The sequence below is a fragment of the Kitasatospora sp. NPDC002551 genome (assembly GCF_040296005.1).
Lineage (GTDB): Bacteria > Actinomycetota > Actinomycetes > Streptomycetales > Streptomycetaceae > Kitasatospora.
This window is the reverse complement of record NZ_JBEOWI010000011.1, coordinates 165632-181507: the sequence shown is the minus strand read 5'-3', so window position 1 is coordinate 181507 and position 15876 is coordinate 165632. Positions and strand designations below refer to the sequence as shown.

The following is a 15876-nucleotide window of genomic DNA, read 5'->3' as shown; positions in this document are numbered from 1 at the left end:
CACGCGCCGCGGGCGGCCAGCCGAGCCACGCCCCCCCCACGACGCGTCCGGGGCGTGTCGGACACGCCCCGGACGCGGTCAGGACTCCGCGCGGCCGTTCCCGCCGCGGCGCCGCCGGGTCAGCGCACGGCGGACCGGTCCGGTGACCGCCCCGACGACCCGCGCCACCCGGGCGCCCGCCTTGAGCCGGGCGGTCAGCAGCACGTCCGAGATCCGCCACCGCAGCTGGGCGGAGGAGGCCGGCAGCAGCAGCGCCCTGATCCGGCCCCGCCGCCCGACCCGGGCCCGCAGGCCGTCGCGGGTGGCCCGGACGTCCGCCGCCAGCGGCTCGTCGACCTGCGCGGAGCGGGCGTAGAGCACCCGCTCGGTGGCCAGCGCCACCCGGCCGGCGGCCGCGGCCGAGGCCTCGTCCAGCTCGCCGGTCTCGGCGATCCGGCGGGCGGCGGCGCGTGGGGTGCGCGACTCGTCCGGCGGGATGCCGAGGTCCCAGGCGGAGTCGATCAGCTCGTCCCAGGCGGCCAGCACCTGGGCGTCGGTGAGCCCGTCCGGTCCCGGTCCGCCGCCGGGGCGGCGCCGCCCGCCCGCGCCCAGCCGGCGCCGGCGCAGCAGGGCGCGCCAGACCATCGGGGTGAGCAGCAGTGCCACCAGGAGCAGGGCGGCGACCAGGCCGGTCAGGGTCTTCCCGGAGGGGAGCGTGAACCCCTCGTCGGTGCCGGCCGCGGTGCCGCGCTCGTCGCCGCAGTCGCCCATCCGGCGCAGCTTGGCGTCGCAGTCGGGGTCGGCGGACGGCACCTGGACCGGCGCGGTGGCCTGCGGCTGCGGGGCCGGCGCGGTGGTCGGCTGGGTGGCCGGGGCGGAGACCGGGTCCGAGTAGTCGGGCTGGACGCCGCGGTTCGGGGTGGGCTCGAAGCGCAGCCAGCCGTAGCCCTCGAAGTACAGCTCGGGCCAGGCGTGGTACATCGCGTCGGTCACCGAGTAGAGGTTGCCGCCCTTGCTGTCGCCGGGGGTGAAGCCGAGCGCGACCCGGGAGGGGACGCCCAGGTAGCGGGCCATCACCGCCATGGTGGAGGCGAAGTGGACGCAGAAGCCGCGGCGGCGGGCCAGGAAGTCGGCCATCGCGTCGCTGCCGCTGTCGGTCCTGGTGGTGGCGTCGTAGGTGAAGTCGGGGCCGGTGAACCAGGTGCGCAGCGCGTCCATCTTGTCGTACGGGGTCGGCGCGTTCCTGGTGACGTCCAGCGCCGTCTTCCTGACCACCTCGGGCGTGTCGGACGGCACGGTGAGGTACTGCCGGGTGATCCGCTCGGGCGCCTTGGGCGCGATGCGCAGGCTGGTGGCGGTGGGCTGGACGTCCAGTCCGGTGGCCGTGTACTTGAGGCCCTTGATCGCCTTGTCCTTGGCGGGGAGCACGCTGGCGGTGAGCGGGTCGAGCTGCCAGGCGGCGTTGTCGCGCAGGTTGACGGTCCGGGCCGGGTAGGGGAGCGGCAGCCAGGCGTCTTCCAGCCGGTTGCCGATCATGACCTCGGTCTTGGCCTCGGGCACGTCGACCGGGCCCAGGCCCTCGGGGGCGGGCATCGCGCCGGTGAACGGCACGGTGTTCGAGGAGCCGCGCTTCCAGCTGGTGCCGTCGAAGGCGTCCAGCGCGCCGGTGCGCAGGTAGGTGGAGCCGGCGGACGGGCTCTCCGTCCAGTAGGTGAACAGCTCGACGTTGCGCGGGTTGGGCAGCGACCCGGTCAGGGCGACCAGCGGGTCGAGGCTGCTGGCGCCCCCGCTGCCGCCGCGGCCGGAGGCCGTGCCGGAGGCGGTGTGCAGCAGGCCGTCGCCCCAGCGCGGCAGGAAGGCCGGCACCAGCAGGGCGAGCACGAGGGCCAGCACGCCGACCTGGCGCCCGTTCTGGCCGAGCGCGCCCAGGCCGCTGCCCTCGCCGCGTTCGGAGCCGCGGAAGATCCGGCCCCAGCGGGAGACCCGGTCCTGGCCCTCGGCGAAGAGCAGGACCAGGTAGCCGGCGGCGGCGGTGGCGAACCAGAGCCAGCTGCCCCGGTCGCCGGCCAGGGCGTTGCCGACCGAGTAGAGCGCGAGCAGCGGCAGCCCGGCCAGGGCCGAGCGGCGGTAGGTGACCGCCACGGTGTCCACCGCGACGGCGATCAGCCCGACCGAGCCGACCAGGATCAGCCGCAGCCCGGGGTTGGGCGGGGCGGGGATGGCGTAGTCGCGGACGTCGGTGAACCCCTGGGAGAGGACCCGGCCGAGGGTGCGGACGGACTCGGTGCCGGGGACGACGCCGCCGAAGACCGCCGAGGAGGCGGCGAAGCCGAGCAGCAGCAGGACGAACAGCGCCAGCAGCTGGCCGATCGGGACGACCCACCGGTAGACCGGCGTGCGCCGCAGTCCGGCGCCGACCGCCGCGACGACGACCACCACCAGGAGGGCGTGCGCGATCCAGCCCCGGTCGGTCAGCAGCGGGGTGAGGCAGAGCGCGGCCAGGGCGGTGGCCAGCGCCGAGTACACGGTCAGTTTGGCCCGGGTGGTCACGCGCCGGCCTCTTCTCGGTAGGGGGCGGGCGACTCGGCCCGGTCGGCGGCCCGCCACAGCTCGGGGACGGAGTCGCCGGCGCGGACGGTGAGCACCGTCCAGCCGGCCTCGCGCAGCCGGCGCGCGCGGTCGCGGTACTCCTCGCCGCCGGTCTCGGGGGCGAGCAGGCGCAGGCCGGCCCAGGTGCCGGTGTCGAGCAGGAAGACGACGGCGCCGCCGGTGCGGCTGCGCAGCCGGGCGAGCCGGGCGGTCTGCTCCTCGTCGAGTTCGCCGAGGACGGCCACCAGCAGGCCCTCGCCGCCGGCCCGCAGCGGCTCCTCGGCGCGGGAGAGCCCGGCCCCGTCGGAGAGGTCGACGATCGCGAGCGCGTCCAGGATGACGCCGGAGGTCTCGGCGGCGCCGTGGCCGCCGTCCCCCTCCAGGCCGGGCACGGCGAGGCCGGTGTCGGTGAGCAGCCGGGTCTGGTAGCCGCGCTCCAGCAGGTGCGCGGCGACGGAGGCGGCGCAGCTGACCGCCCACTCGAAGGAGGAGGCCGGGCCGCTGCCCCGGTGGCCGGTCTCGCGGGTGTCCAGCAGGACGGTGGCCCGGGCCTTGCGGGGCTGCTCCTCGCGCCGGACCATCAGCTCGCCGTAGCGGGCGGTGGACTTCCAGTGCACCCGGCGCAGGTCGTCACCGGCCCGGTACTCGCGCAGGATGACGTCGTCGTCGCCGGCCAGCGCGAGCGAGCGGGTGCGGCTCTCGCCCTGCCCGGCCCACTCGCCGCTGAGCCGCACGTGCGGCAGCGCCAGCACCTGGGGGACGACGGTGAGCACGTCGGAGGCGGCGAACGAGCGGTTCAGCTCGCACATCCCGAACGGGTCGGAGAGCCGCAGCTGGAGCGGGCCGAGCGGGTAGCGGCCGCGCAGGTCGGAGCGGACCCGGTAGGAGACCTCGCGGTGGCCGCGCGGCTCGACCCGGTCCAGCACGAACCGCGGGCGCGGCCCGAGCACGTACGGGACCTTGTCCTCCAGCAGCAGCAGGCCGGTGGGGACCCGCGAGACGTTGTCCACCCGCAGGTGCACCCGGGCCTCCTGGCCGGCCACCGCCCGGTGCGGGCTGAGCCGGCGCCCGCTGGCGACCCGGTAGCGGGTGTTGGCCAGCAGCAGCGCGGCGGCCAGCGGCAGCACGGCCAGCAGCACGCCGACGCGCAGCAGGGCGTCCTGGCCGAGCAGGTACGCGCAGACCACCGCGGTCAGTCCGGCGGCGAGGAAGGAACGCCCCCGGGTGGTGAGGCCGCGCAGCCCGGCGCGCAGGCCCGACGGTTCGTCGGACGGGCCCACCTCAGCCCCTCCGGACGGCGGTGCCGCCCTGCTGCGGACGCGGCAGCGGCAGGCGGGCGACCAGGTCGGCGACGATCTGCTCGGCGGTGCGGCGGCTGAGCTGGGTCTCGGCGGTGGGCATCAGGCGGTGCGCGAGCACCGGGACGGCGAGGCGCTGGATGTCGTCGGGGGTGACGTAGTCGCGGCCGTCCAGGGCGGCGGCGGCGCGGGCGGCGCGCACCAGGTGCAGGGTGGCGCGCGGCGAGGCGCCCAGCCGCAGCTCGTGGCTGGTGCGGGTGGCGGCGACCAGGTCGACGGCGTAGCGGCGGACCGGGTCGGCCACGTGCACGGTGCGCACCAGGTCGATCAGCTTGAGGATGTCGGCGGCGTGCGCGACCGGCTGCAGGTCGTCCAGCGGGCTGGCGCCGGCGTGCACGTCGAGCATGGCGAACTCGGCCTCGGGGCTGGGGTAGCCCATCGAGATCCGGGCCATGAAGCGGTCCCGCTGGGCCTCCGGGAGGGGGTAGGTGCCCTCCATCTCGACCGGGTTCTGGGTGGCGACCACCATGAACGGCGAGGGCAGCCCGTAGCTGGTGCCGTCGATGGTGACCTGGCGCTCCTCCATCGACTCCAGCAGCGCGGACTGGGTCTTCGGCGAGGCCCGGTTGATCTCGTCGCCGACCACGATCTGGGCGAAGATCGCGCCGGGGCGGAACTCGAAGTCGCGCTGCTGCTGGTCGAAGATGTTGGTGCCGGTGACGTCCGAGGGCAGCAGGTCCGGGGTGAACTGGATGCGCCGCACGGTGCAGTCGACGGAGCGGGCGAGCGCCTTGGCCAGCATGGTCTTGCCGACGCCGGGCACGTCCTCCAGCAGCAGGTGGCCCTCGGCGAGCAGGACGGTCAGGGCGATCCGGACGGCCTCCGGCTTGCCCTCGATGACGCTCTCGATGTTGGCCCGGATCCGGTCGACGACGGCGGCGAGTTCCGGCAGGCCGACCGGGTGGTACCCCGTTGCCTCCTGGCCGTCCCCCGTACGACCGTCGAGACCGGCCTGATCGCTGTAGCTCGTCACCCGTTCGCTCCCTGGCACACCACGACCGGCTCCGACCGAGCCCGGCCCCACCCCATGCTGGACGCGGCCCCTCCGGGCGCGGTTCCGCGTGCGGGAGCCGGTGCCGGGGTACGGCCTGCGGCTGGCCGCCCCAGGTGGTTCGAGGTCAGACCGGCAGGCGCATTCTCCCCCCTGCGAAGCCCAGAAGTCACCACTTGGAAGGGCCGCACAGGTCGGAAGGGGGGCCGGGGGTGCCCGGCGGGCCCGGACGGCGTCGGCCGGGCACCCCGGGCGGGCGGGAGTCAGTCGATCTCGCGCAGCAGGCCGGTGTGGACGTCGAACACGAAACCGCGCACGTCGTCGGTGTGGAGCAGGAAGGGGGAGGTGCGCACCCGCTGCATCGACTGCCGGACGTCGCCGTCCAGGTCGACGAAGGCCTCGACCGCCCACTGCGGACGCTGGCCGACCTCCGCCTCCAGTTCGCGGCGGAAGTCCTCGGTGAGACCGAGCAGGCCGCAGCCGGTGTGGTGGATCAGGGCGATCGAGCGGGTGCCCAGGGCGCGCTGGCTGATGGTCAGGGAGCGGATGGTGTCGTCGGTGACCACGCCGCCCGCGTTGCGGATGACGTGGGCGTCGCCGAGTTCGAGGCCGAGCGCGGCGAACAGGTCGAGACGGGCGTCCATACAGGCCACCACGGCGATCCGCTGGACCGGGCGGGCGTCCATGCCGCCGTCGCGGAAGGTCAGCGCGTACTCGCTGTTGGCCGCGACGAAGCGGTCGATGATGGTCGGTGTGGAGTGGTCGGCAGCGTCGGTCGGCACGGGCCGGTCGGGAGTCACTGTCATGGCGAAGACGTTAGTGCGAATTCCTCGTGCCCGGTGGGGATGATTGCTACAGAAGCGGCCCCCTGTGACCGGAGGAATCTCCACAACGGGCGGATGGGGGGCGATGCGCCACCCGGGTGCCCCGCCGGGCCCCTGGCATGTGCCACGAGCACCCTCGCGACCTGCGGAGATCCGTACCGCCGCCCGGGTGGTGCGCCGGAGCGGGCCATTGACTGACGGGGCGTGCGCGATAGAGTTGCGGCGCAGTGGAGCACACCCGCCGGGGCCCGTCAACCGGGCCTTTCCGGCCGTGCGGTGACCGACGCGGCCCGTGGCCTCCACCCGCTCTCCGTGCCACCTGGCGCACCTTCCCCGGCGCCGGGCGGTCACGACCTTCCCCTTGAGCGGGCGGGGACCACGGGCCGCGCGGCCCGGCCCGTGCGACGGCTCCGCCATCCGGTGGGACAGAATGGTCGCAGCTCCCCGGACGTCGGGCGGCTTTCGCACCGAGGAAGGGCGCCACAGCGCATGACCACCAACGAGCCGGCACCCAAGCACGTCCCGGTGATGCTGCAGCGGTGCATGGACGCGCTGGCCCCGGCGATCTCCCGGCCCGGCGCGGTCGTGGTGGACGCCACCCTCGGCCTCGGCGGCCACAGCGAGGCCCTGCTCACCCAGTTCCCGGACGTCCGGCTGATCGCGGTGGACCGCGACCCGGCGGCGCTCGAGCTCTCCGGCGAGCGGCTGGCCCGCTTCGGCGACCGGGCCACCCTGGTGCACGCCGTCTACGACGAGATCCCCGAGGTGCTGGAGCGCCTGGGCGTCCCGCGGGTGGACGGCGTCCTGTTCGACCTCGGCGTCTCCTCGATGCAGCTGGACGAGGCCGACCGCGGCTTCGCCTACGCCCAGGACGCGCCGCTGGACATGCGGATGGACCAGACCCGCGGGATCAGCGCGGCCGAGGTGCTGAACACCTACAGCCACGGCCAGCTGGCCCGGATCCTCAAGCTGTACGGCGAGGAGCGGTTCGCCGGCAAGATCGCCTCGGTCATCGTCCGGGAGCGCGAGAAGGAACCGTTCACCACCAGCGCGCGTCTGGTCGAGTTGGTACGGGGCGCCATCCCCGCCGCCACCCGCCGCACCGGCGGCAACCCGGCCAAGCGGACCTTCCAGGCGCTGCGGATCGAGGTCAACGGCGAGCTGGAGGTCCTGGACCGGGCGATCCCCGGGGCGCTGGACGTCCTGGCGCTCGGCGGGCGGATCGTCGTGATGTCGTACCAGTCGCTGGAGGACCGCCTGGTCAAGCAGTACTTCGCGGCCGGCGCGACCAGCACCGCCCCGCCGGGGCTGCCGATCGTCCCCGAGGAGCACCAGCCCTGGCTGAAGCTGATCACTCGCGGTGCCGAGCTGGCCACGGAGGAGGAGATCGAGGAGAACCGGCGCGCCGCGCCCGTGCGGCTGCGGGTGGCGGAGAGGATCAGGGACCGAAGCACCCGGGGCTGACCGGCACCGGGGCGGTCCGAAGGGCGGAGGAGCGACAGTGGTGGGGCCGGTGGCCGGAGGCGGGGCAGGGAGCCGGGTGCTCCCGGGGCAGAGCGGCAGGGCGCGGATCACCGTGCGCCCGGGCCGGCCGGTACGGGGGCGCACGCCGTTCGCGGTGCTGGTGGTGCTGCTGCTCGGGGCCGGGCTGCTCGGGCTGCTGGCGCTGAACACCGCGCTCAACGAGGGCTCCTTCGAGCTGTCCCGGCTGCAGCGGCAGACCACCGTGCTGACCGACGAGCAGCAGGGGCTGCAGCACCAGATCGACCAGAACTCCGCGCCGGACGCGCTGGCCCGCCGGGCCGCCGAGCTGGGCATGGTGCCGGCCGGCGGGATGGCCTTCCTCGACCTGCCGAACGGCGGCGCGGTGGTGGGCACGCCCAAGGCGGCCCAGGACAGCCCTCCAGTGAAACGGTCCACCACGGAACCGTGGCCCGGGAAGCCGTCCGCACCGGCTGCCCAGCCGAGTGTCCAGCCGGGTGTCCAGCCCGGCGCGCAGCCGCCTGCCCAGCCGACCCCGGGGGCGACGGCTCCGGCCGCCCCGCCGCCGTCCAGCCCGTCCACCCCGTCGGCCCCGGCCGCCTCGCCGACCGGCCCGGCGCCGGGCGGCGACGTCACCGTGCAGGTCAACCCGGGCACGGCGCAGCCGTCGCCGCACGCGGGCGGGGGGACCGGCCGATGAGCACGCCCCGCCAGCCCTCCGGCGGCGGCGCCGACGGGCGCCGTCCCGTCCGGGGCGCCGCGCCGCGTCCCGGCACGCCGCGCGGACAGTCCGCCGGCCGCGCCCAGAACCCGAAGCCGCAGCCCCCCAGGGCCCAGAACCCCAAGGCCCAGAACCCGAAGCCGCAGAACCCCAAGGCGCAGCCGCCCAGGGCCCAGAAGCCCGACGGGCAGAGCCCCAAGCCGCCGGCCGCCCGGGGCGAGGGCGCCCGGGCCCAGGCGCCCAAGGAGCAGCCCGGCCGCCCCCGCCCCGCGCGGGCCCCGCAGCAGCGCCGCTCCGACGGGCGCCCGCCGGCCCCCCGGCCGCGCCCGCAGCGCCGTCCGCCGGCCCGCCGCCCGGCCTCCCGGGGGATCCGGCTGGCCGATCCGCGCCGCCGGCTGCGGGTGATCACCATCTCGCTCTCGGTGGTGTTCTCGATCTTCGCCGGGCGGCTGGTCCAGCTCCAGCTGCTGGACTCCGACGCGCTGGCCGCCGACGCCAACACCAACCGCTACCTGAACATCCCGATCACCGCCGAGCGCGGCTCGATAACGTCCTCCGACGGCGTCGCCCTGGCCACCACCGTCGACGCCTACGACATCACCGCCGACCCGGCGATGTTCACCCCCGAGGCGACCGGCCTGCCCGACGCGCCCGAGCAGGCCGCCGCGCTGCTGGCGCCGATCCTCGGCGTGCCCAAGGAGAAGATCGCCGCCGACCTGCACACCCCCAAGAGCCGGTACAAGCGGCTGGCCGCCCAGCAGAGCCCGGACATCAAGAACCAGATCAGCGACCTCAAGTCCGGCCTGGAGAAGCAGGCCGGCTCGCGCGCCTGCCAGGCCCAGAAGCGGCTGCTGAACAAGCCCGCCGAGGAGGGCGGCCGCACCCGGCTGGACAACGAGTGCGTCAACCCGCTGGCCGGCGTCTTCAACCGGGACACCCAGAAGCGGGTCTACCCGTCCGACGGCCTGGCCGCCAACCTGGTCGGCTTCGTCAACGCCGAGGGCGAGGGCGCCGGCGGGCTGGAGCAGCAGTACCAGCAGTTGCTGGCCGGCAAGGACGGCCACAGCAGCTACGCCCAGGCCGGCGGCCGCCTGGTGCCGACCGCGGGCGGCTCGCTGGAGCCCGCCGTGCCCGGCACCGACCTGCGGCTGACCATCAACCGGGACATCCAGTGGGCCGCCCAGCGGGCCATCACCGACCAGGTCGCCAACGCCGGGGCGGAGAAGGGCTACGTGATCGTCCAGGACGTGCGCAACGGGCAGGTACTGGCGATGGCCACCTCGCCCGGCTTCAACCCGAACGACCTGAGCACGGCCAAGAACTCGCAGCTCGGCAACACCGCCCTGCAGGACGCCTACGAACCCGGCTCCACCGCCAAGCTGATGACCATGGCGGCGGTCCTGGACACCGGCAAGGCCACCTGGGACACCAAGGTCACCGTGCCGTACCCGCTGGTCCGCGGCGACGTGGCGTTCAAGGACGACGTCGAGCACGACACCTGGTACCTCACTCTGGCCGGCGTGCTCGCCAAGTCCTCCAACATCGGCACCATCGAGGCCGCCCAGACCCTCGGCGCCACCCAGCCCGAGGCCAACCGGGTGCTCTACGACTACCTGCGGAAGTTCGGCATCGGCCAGCCGACCGGCCTGGGCTTCCCCGGCGAGACCGCCGGCCTGCTCGACAAGCCGGAGGACTGGAAGGCGTCCAAGCAGTACACCATCCCGTTCGGCCAGGGCCTGTCGGTCAACGCGCTCCAGGCGACCTCGGTCTTCTCGACCATCGCCAACGGTGGCGTCCGGATGACGCCCAGCGTCGTCCAGGGCACCACCGCGCCGGACGGCAAGTACACCCCGGCCCCGGCGTCCGGACAGTCACGGGTGGTCAGCGAGCAGACCGCCAAGACCCTCACCGAGATGCTGGAGTCGGTCGTCTCCGACGAGCAGGGCACCGGCGGCAGGGCCGCCATCCCGGGCTACCGGGTCGCCGGCAAGACCGGCACCGCGAACCGGGTGGACCCGAACGGCGGCGGCTACCGCGGGTACACCGCCTCCTTCATCGGCTTCGCCCCGGCCGACCAGCCCCGGGTCACCGTCTCCTGCGTGATCCAGGACCCGGTCAACGGCCACTTCGGCGGCCAGCTGTGCGGTCCGGTGTTCAAGCAGGTGATGGAGTTCACCCTCAAGACCCTCCAGGTCCCGCCGAGCGGCAGCGAGGCGCCCAACCTGCCCGTCGAGTGGAAGCCGTGATCGACCATGAGCAACGACCTGGCGGGTGCGGCCGCCGGTACGGAAAAGGCCCGGTTTGGCCCTGGACGCCCTTCGGCGGATAGCCTCTGCGCCGTGCCGAAACCCGATCAAATCACCGTGAGCCCGCCCCGTCCCGCCCGGACCGGCGCCCGGCCGCTCGCCGAGGTCGCCCGCCTGCTGGGCCTCGACCCCGTCGAGGGGCCCGAGGTCACCGGCGTCACCCACAACGCCCGCGAGGTCCGCCCCGGCGACGTGTACGTGGCGTTCCCGGGGGCCAACCACCACGGCGCGTCGTTCGCCGGACAGGCCGCCGAGGCCGGCGCCGTCGCGGTGCTCACCGACCCGGCCGGCGCCGAGCTGGCGGCCGGCACCGGCCTGCCGCTGCTGGTCGTCGACCGGCCCCGGGCCCGGATGGGCGAGCTCGCGGCCGCCGTCTACGACCGGCCGTCCGAGCGGCTGCTGATGATCGGGCTCACCGGCACCAACGGCAAGACCACCACCTCCTACCTGGTCGAGGGCGGCCTGCGCGGCGCCGGCCGCCACCCCGGCGTGATCGGCACCGTCGAGATGCGGGTCGGCGACGAGCGGATCAAGAGCGAGCGGACCACCCCCGAGGCCACCGACCTGCACGCGATCCTCGCCGTGATGGGCGAGCGCGGCGCCGACGCGGTGACCATGGAGGTCTCCAGCCACGCCCTGGTCTACGGCCGCACCGACGGCGTGGCCTACGACGTCGCGCTGTTCAACAACCTCACCCCCGAGCACCTCGACTTCCACCCGGACATGGAGGACTACTTCCAGGCGAAGGCCCGGCTCTTCCAGCCCGGCAAGTCCCGCGCCGGCGTGGTCAACGTGGACGACGCCTACGGCCGCCGGCTCGCCGCCGAGGCGAAGATCCCGGTCGCCACCTTCTCCGCCACCGGCGCGCCCGAGGCGCACTGGCGCGCGGTGGACGTCCAGCTCGGCCCGGTCGGCTCGACCTTCCGGGTGCTCGGCCCGGACGGCGCCGAGGCGGACGCCTCCGTCCCGCTGCCCGGCCCGTTCAACGTCGCCAACGCGCTGGCCGCGATCGTGGTGCTCGCCACCGCCGGGCTCCCGCTGGAGCAGGCGGTGGCCGGCGTCGCCGCCGTCGCCGGCGTGCCCGGCCGGCTGGAGCGGGTGGACGCCGGCCAGCCCTACGTCGCGGTGGTCGACTACGCGCACAAGCCGGACGCCCTGGAGGCCGTCCTCGGCTCGCTGCGCGAGGTCACCAAGGGCCGGCTGCACGTGGTGGTCGGCTGCGGCGGCGACCGGGACCCGCACAAGCGCGCCCCGATGGGCGGCATCGCCGCCCGGCTCGCCGACACGGCCCTGCTGACCAGCGACAACCCGCGCAGCGAGGACCCGCTGGCGATCCTCGCCACCATGCTGAACGGCGCCGCCGCGGTGCCCGAGGCCGAGCGCGGCGCCGTCCTGGTCGTGCCCGACCGCGCCGAGGCGATCGAGCTCGCGGTCGCCCGCGCCCAGGCCGGCGACACCGTGCTGGTGGCCGGCAAGGGCCACGAGCTCGGGCAGTACGTACGAGACGAGATCCGCCCCTTCGACGACCGGGAGGTGCTGCGCGAATCCATCGTGCGGACCACGGCCGCCCGGGGCACCGGAGGAGTAGAGCAGCCGTGATCGCACTGACCCTCGCCGAGGTGGCCGCCGCAGTCGGGGGAACCCTGGCCGGCGCCGACCCCGACGCCCTGGTGACCGCCCCGGTCGAGGTCGACTCCCGCAAGGTCCGCCCCGGCGGCCTGTTCGCGGCCTTCGTCGGCGAGCACGTGGACGGCCACGACTACGCGGTCACCGCGGTCGAGGCCGGCGCCGTCGCGGTGCTGGCCTCCCGCCCGGTCGGCGTGCCCGCCGTGCTGGTGGACAGCGTGGTGGACGCCCTGGGCAAGCTGGCCCGCACCGTCGTCGGCCGCTCCGACGCCACCGTGGTCGCGCTGACCGGTTCGGCCGGCAAGACCAGCGCCAAGGACCTCATCGCCCAGCTGCTCCAGCCCCTGGGCGAGACCGTCTTCCCGGCCGGCTCGCTCAACAACGAGATCGGCCACCCGACGACCGCGCTGCGCGTCGAGGCCACCACCCGGCACCTGGTGATGGAGATGGGCGCCCGGCACAAGGGCGACATCGAGTACCTCACCTCGATCACCCCGCCCCGGATCGGCCTGGTGCTCAACGTCGGCACCGCGCACGTCGGCGAGTTCGGCTCCCAGGAGGCGATCGCCGAGGCCAAGGGCGAACTCGTCGAGGCCCTGCCCGCCGACGGCGCGGCGATCCTCAACGCGGACGACCGGCTGGTGCGCGCCATGGCCGCCCGCACCAAGGCCCGGGTGGTGTACTTCGGAGAGTCCCCGGAGGCCGACGTCCGGGCACAGGACGTTCGCCTGGACTCCACCGGACGTCCATCCTTCACGCTGAGCACCCCGGCCGGTTCCGCACCCGTGCAGCTGCGCCTGTACGGTGAGCACCACGTCTCGAACGCCCTCGCCGCCGCCGCGGTGGCGATGGAGCTCGGGATGACCGTCGACGACACCGCCGAAGCACTGAGCCAGGCGGGTGCGCTGTCCCGCTGGCGCATGGAGGTCGTCGACCGGGCCGATGGTGTCACCGTCGTCAACGACGCCTACAACGCGAACCCCGACTCGATGCGGGCCGCGCTGCGGGCGCTGGTCTCGATGGGGGGGCGCGGCCCGGAGCGCCGCCGCACCTGGGCGGTGCTCGGCGAGATGCGGGAGCTCGGCGAGGACAGCCTGGCCGAGCACGACGCCATCGGGCGGCTCGCCGTCCGGCTCGACGTCACCAAGCTGGTGGCGGTCGGCGGACGCGAGGCGGCCTGCATGGAACTGGGCGCGAGGAACGAAGGTTCGTGGGGTGAGGAGTCGGTGCTGGTGTCCGACGCGGACGCGGCGGTCGAGCTGCTGCGCAGTCAGCTGCGGCCGGGGGATGTGGTGCTGGTGAAGGCCTCCCGTTCGGTGAGGCTGGAGAAGGTGGCCGAGGCCCTCCTCGCGGACGGTGCGGCCGAGTAATGAAGCAGATCCTCTTCTCCGGCATGATCGGCCTGATCCTGTCGCTGGCCGGCACCCCCGCGCTGATCAAGCTGCTCGCCCGGCAGGGCTACGGCCAGTACATCCGCGACGACGGCCCCAAGGCGCACCACAGCAAGAAGGGCACGCCCACGATGGGCGGCATCGCGTTCATCCTCGCGACGCTGATCGCCTACTTCGCCACCAAGGCGATAACGCGCGAGAGCCCGACCGCCTCCGGCCTGCTGGTGCTGTTCCTGACCACCGGTCTGGGCCTGGTGGGCTTCCTCGACGACTACATCAAGGTCGTCAAGCGCCGCTCGCTCGGCCTGCGGGCCAAGGCCAAGCTGGCCGGCCAGTCCATCGTCGGCCTGGTCTTCGCGATCCTGGCCCTGCAGTTCCCCGACAACGCCGGCCGCACGCCGGCCTCGGAGCACCTGTCCTTCGTCCGGGACTTCGAGTGGGCGGTCGGCCCGGTCCTGTTCGTCATCTTCGCGTACTTCCTGATCGCCGCCACCTCCAACGGCGTCAACCTGACGGACGGTCTGGACGGCCTGGCCACCGGCGCCTCGGTGATGGCCTTCGGCGCCTACACCTTCATCGGCGTCTGGGAGTACGGCCAGAGCTGCGCCTACGTGGCCTCGGCCACCTCCAACTGCTACGACGTCCGCGACCCGCTGGACCTCGCGGTGGTCGCGGCCGCCCTGATGGGCTCCTGCTTCGGCTTCCTCTGGTGGAACACCTCGCCCGCCAAGATCTTCATGGGCGACACCGGCTCGCTGGCCCTCGGCGGCGCGCTGGCCGGTCTGGCGATCTGCTCGCGCACCGAGATCCTGCTCGTCCTGCTGGGCGGCCTCTTCGTGATCATCACCCTCTCGGTGATCATCCAGGTCGGCTCGTTCCGGATGACCGGCAAGCGCGTCTTCAAGATGGCCCCGCTGCAGCACCACTTCGAACTCAAGGGCTGGAGCGAGGTCCTGGTCGTGGTCCGGTTCTGGATCATCCAGGGCCTGTGCGTGGCCGTCGGCCTCGGCCTCTTCTACGCGGGATGGGTGACCGGATGACCACCGCCGCACCGGGCAACCCGGACTGGGCCGGACTCCCGGTCGCCGTCGCCGGGCTCGGCGTCTCCGGCATCAGCGCCGCCCGCGTCCTGCACGGCCTCGGCGCGCGCGTCACCGTCGTGGACGGCGGCTCCGGCGAGGGCCTCGGCGCCCGCGCCGCCGAGCTGGAGGCGCAGGGCGTCACCGTCCGCCTCGGCGACGGCGCCACCCTGCCCGAGGGCACCCGCCTGGTCGTCACCTCGCCCGGCTGGCCGCCGAGCAGCCCGCTGTTCGCCGCCGCCGCCGAGGCCGGCGTCGAGGTCTGGGGCGACGTCGAGCTGGCCTGGCGCCTGCGCCGGCCGCTGCCCGCCACCGGCGAACCCGCCCCCTGGCTGGCCGTCACCGGCACCAACGGCAAGACCACCACCGTCCAGATGCTCGCCTCGATCCTCACCGCCGCCGGCAGGCGCACCGCCGCCGTCGGCAACGTCGGGGTCTCGGTGCTGGACGCGGTGCTCGCCGAGGAGCCGTACGACGTGCTCGCCGTCGAGCTCTCCAGCTACCAGCTGCACTGGGCGCCCTCGCTGCGCCCGTACGCGGCGGCCGTGCTCAACCTGGCGCCCGACCACCTCGACTGGCACGGCTCGATGGAGGCGTACGCCGCCGACAAGGGCCGGATCTACGAGGGCAACGTCGTCGCCTGCGTGTACAACCTGGCCGACCCGGCCACCGAGGCGCTGGTCCGCGAGGCCGACGTCGAGGAGGGCTGCCGGGCGATCGGGTTCGGCCTCGGCGCGCCCGGCCCGTCGAACTTCGGCGTGGTCGACGGCCTGCTGGTGGACCGCGCGTTCGTGGCCGACCGGGCCGTGAGCGCCGCCGAGCTGGGCTCGGTCGAGGACATCAGCCCGCCCGTCGCCCACCACCCTTCCGAGGAAGGCGCCTCGCGCCGCCGCCCTGCCGCCCCGCACAACATCACCAACGCGCTGGCGGCCGCCGCGCTGGCCCGCGCCTACGGCGTGGAGCCCAAGGCCGTCCGGGAGGGCCTGCGGGCCTTCCGGCCGGACGCGCACCGGATCGCCGAGGTCGCGGTGGTCGACGGCGTCACGTACGTCGACGACTCCAAGGCCACCAACACCCACGCCGCCGCGGCCTCGCTGGCCGCGTACCGGCCGATCGTCTGGATCGCCGGGGGCCTGGCCAAGGGCGCGACCTTCGACGACCTGGTCCAGGGCGCGGCCGAGCGGCTGCGGGCCGTCGTGCTGATCGGCGAGGACCGCGCGCTGATCCGCGAGGCGCTGGCGCGACACGCGCCGGATGTCCCGGTGATCGAGGCGGCCGAGGGCCAGACTGGCGCGGTGGCGATGACCGAGGTGGTCCGCGCGGCCGCGTCGCTCGCCCGAACGGGTGACACGGTGCTGCTGGCCCCGGCCTGCGCCTCGATGGACATGTTCACCAACTACGGCGAGCGCGGCGACCTCTTCGCCGCGGCCGTCCGGGAGCTGGCGGACGGGAACCGGTAGGCGACCTCCTGCCCCGTGGCCTCCGGCCCGGAGGCCACGGGGGACGGAAAAGGGGAGCTGTGGTGGGGCA

General features: G+C 74.6%; 11 protein-coding genes. 7 read left to right on the top strand and 4 right to left on the bottom strand.

Annotated elements, in window-relative coordinates; translation table 11 throughout:
- Nucleotides 1-78: 78 nt before the first annotated feature.
- From ABT093_RS13680 to ABT093_RS13665, 4 genes are all read right to left on the bottom strand, one after another.
- On the bottom strand, nt 79-2529 hold the full coding sequence (locus ABT093_RS13680; RefSeq protein WP_350563752.1) for a transglutaminase TgpA family protein: 2451 nt from the start codon (nt 2527-2529) through the stop codon (nt 79-81).
- Complete coding sequence (locus tag ABT093_RS13675) at nt 2526-3848, bottom strand: DUF58 domain-containing protein (protein ID WP_350563750.1); 1323 nt, start codon at nt 3846-3848, stop codon at nt 2526-2528. The genes ABT093_RS13680 and ABT093_RS13675 overlap by 4 nt, the downstream gene beginning before the upstream one ends.
- 1 nt (nt 3849) lies before the next feature.
- Nucleotides 3850-4818: an AAA family ATPase gene (locus ABT093_RS13670; RefSeq protein ID WP_350563784.1), complete on the bottom strand. Its 969-nt coding sequence runs from the start codon at nt 4816-4818 to the stop codon at nt 3850-3852.
- Between the two features lie 362 nt (nt 4819-5180).
- Nucleotides 5181-5723: a beta-class carbonic anhydrase gene (locus ABT093_RS13665; RefSeq protein WP_350563748.1), complete on the bottom strand. Its 543-nt coding sequence runs from the start codon at nt 5721-5723 to the stop codon at nt 5181-5183.
- 507 nt (nt 5724-6230) lie between these two features.
- Between ABT093_RS13665 and rsmH the strand changes: the two genes are divergently transcribed.
- The 7 genes from rsmH (at nt 6231) to ABT093_RS13630 (ending at nt 15806) form a co-directional block, all read left to right on the top strand.
- A complete protein-coding gene (rsmH, locus tag ABT093_RS13660; RefSeq protein WP_350563746.1) occupies nt 6231-7205 on the top strand; it encodes a 16S rRNA (cytosine(1402)-N(4))-methyltransferase RsmH in 975 nt (324 codons plus the stop codon).
- A 76-nt stretch (nt 7206-7281) separates the two neighbouring features.
- Nucleotides 7282-7923 carry a cell division protein FtsL gene (ftsL, locus tag ABT093_RS13655; RefSeq protein WP_350563744.1) on the top strand — a complete coding sequence of 214 codons (642 nt, stop codon included), beginning with the start codon at nt 7282-7284 and terminating at the stop codon, nt 7921-7923.
- A complete protein-coding gene (locus tag ABT093_RS13650; RefSeq protein ID WP_350563742.1) occupies nt 7920-10190 on the top strand; it encodes a peptidoglycan D,D-transpeptidase FtsI family protein in 2271 nt (756 codons plus the stop codon). Before ftsL ends, ABT093_RS13650 begins: the two co-directional genes overlap by 4 nt.
- A 6-nt stretch (nt 10191-10196) precedes the next feature.
- Nucleotides 10197-11849 (top strand): UDP-N-acetylmuramoyl-L-alanyl-D-glutamate--2,6-diaminopimelate ligase, encoded by a 1653-nt coding sequence (locus tag ABT093_RS13645; protein ID WP_502884218.1) that lies wholly within the window; start codon nt 10197-10199, stop codon nt 11847-11849.
- Complete coding sequence (locus ABT093_RS13640) at nt 11846-13246, top strand: UDP-N-acetylmuramoyl-tripeptide--D-alanyl-D-alanine ligase (RefSeq protein ID WP_350563737.1); 1401 nt, start codon at nt 11846-11848, stop codon at nt 13244-13246. The genes ABT093_RS13645 and ABT093_RS13640 overlap by 4 nt, the downstream gene beginning before the upstream one ends.
- Nucleotides 13246-14307, top strand: coding sequence for a phospho-N-acetylmuramoyl-pentapeptide-transferase (gene mraY, locus ABT093_RS13635; RefSeq protein WP_350563735.1), 1062 nt, complete (start codon nt 13246-13248; stop codon nt 14305-14307). The genes ABT093_RS13640 and mraY overlap by 1 nt, the downstream gene beginning before the upstream one ends.
- Complete coding sequence (locus ABT093_RS13630) at nt 14304-15806, top strand: Mur ligase family protein (RefSeq protein WP_350563733.1); 1503 nt, start codon at nt 14304-14306, stop codon at nt 15804-15806. The genes mraY and ABT093_RS13630 overlap by 4 nt, the downstream gene beginning before the upstream one ends.
- Nucleotides 15807-15876: the final 70 nt, after the last annotated feature.

Coding starts and splice junctions, on each gene's coding strand:
- ABT093_RS13665 (WP_350563748.1), bottom strand. CDS start 5,723: ATGACAGTGACTCCCGACCGGCCCGTGCCGACCGACGCTGCCGACCAC.
- rsmH (WP_350563746.1), top strand. CDS start 6,231: ATGACCACCAACGAGCCGGCACCCAAGCACGTCCCGGTGATGCTGCAG.
- ABT093_RS13650 (WP_350563742.1), top strand. CDS start 7,920: ATGAGCACGCCCCGCCAGCCCTCCGGCGGCGGCGCCGACGGGCGCCGT.
- ABT093_RS13645 (WP_502884218.1), top strand. CDS start 10,197: ATGAGCAACGACCTGGCGGGTGCGGCCGCCGGTACGGAAAAGGCCCGG.
- mraY (WP_350563735.1), top strand. CDS start 13,246: ATGAAGCAGATCCTCTTCTCCGGCATGATCGGCCTGATCCTGTCGCTG.
- ABT093_RS13630 (WP_350563733.1), top strand. CDS start 14,304: ATGACCACCGCCGCACCGGGCAACCCGGACTGGGCCGGACTCCCGGTC.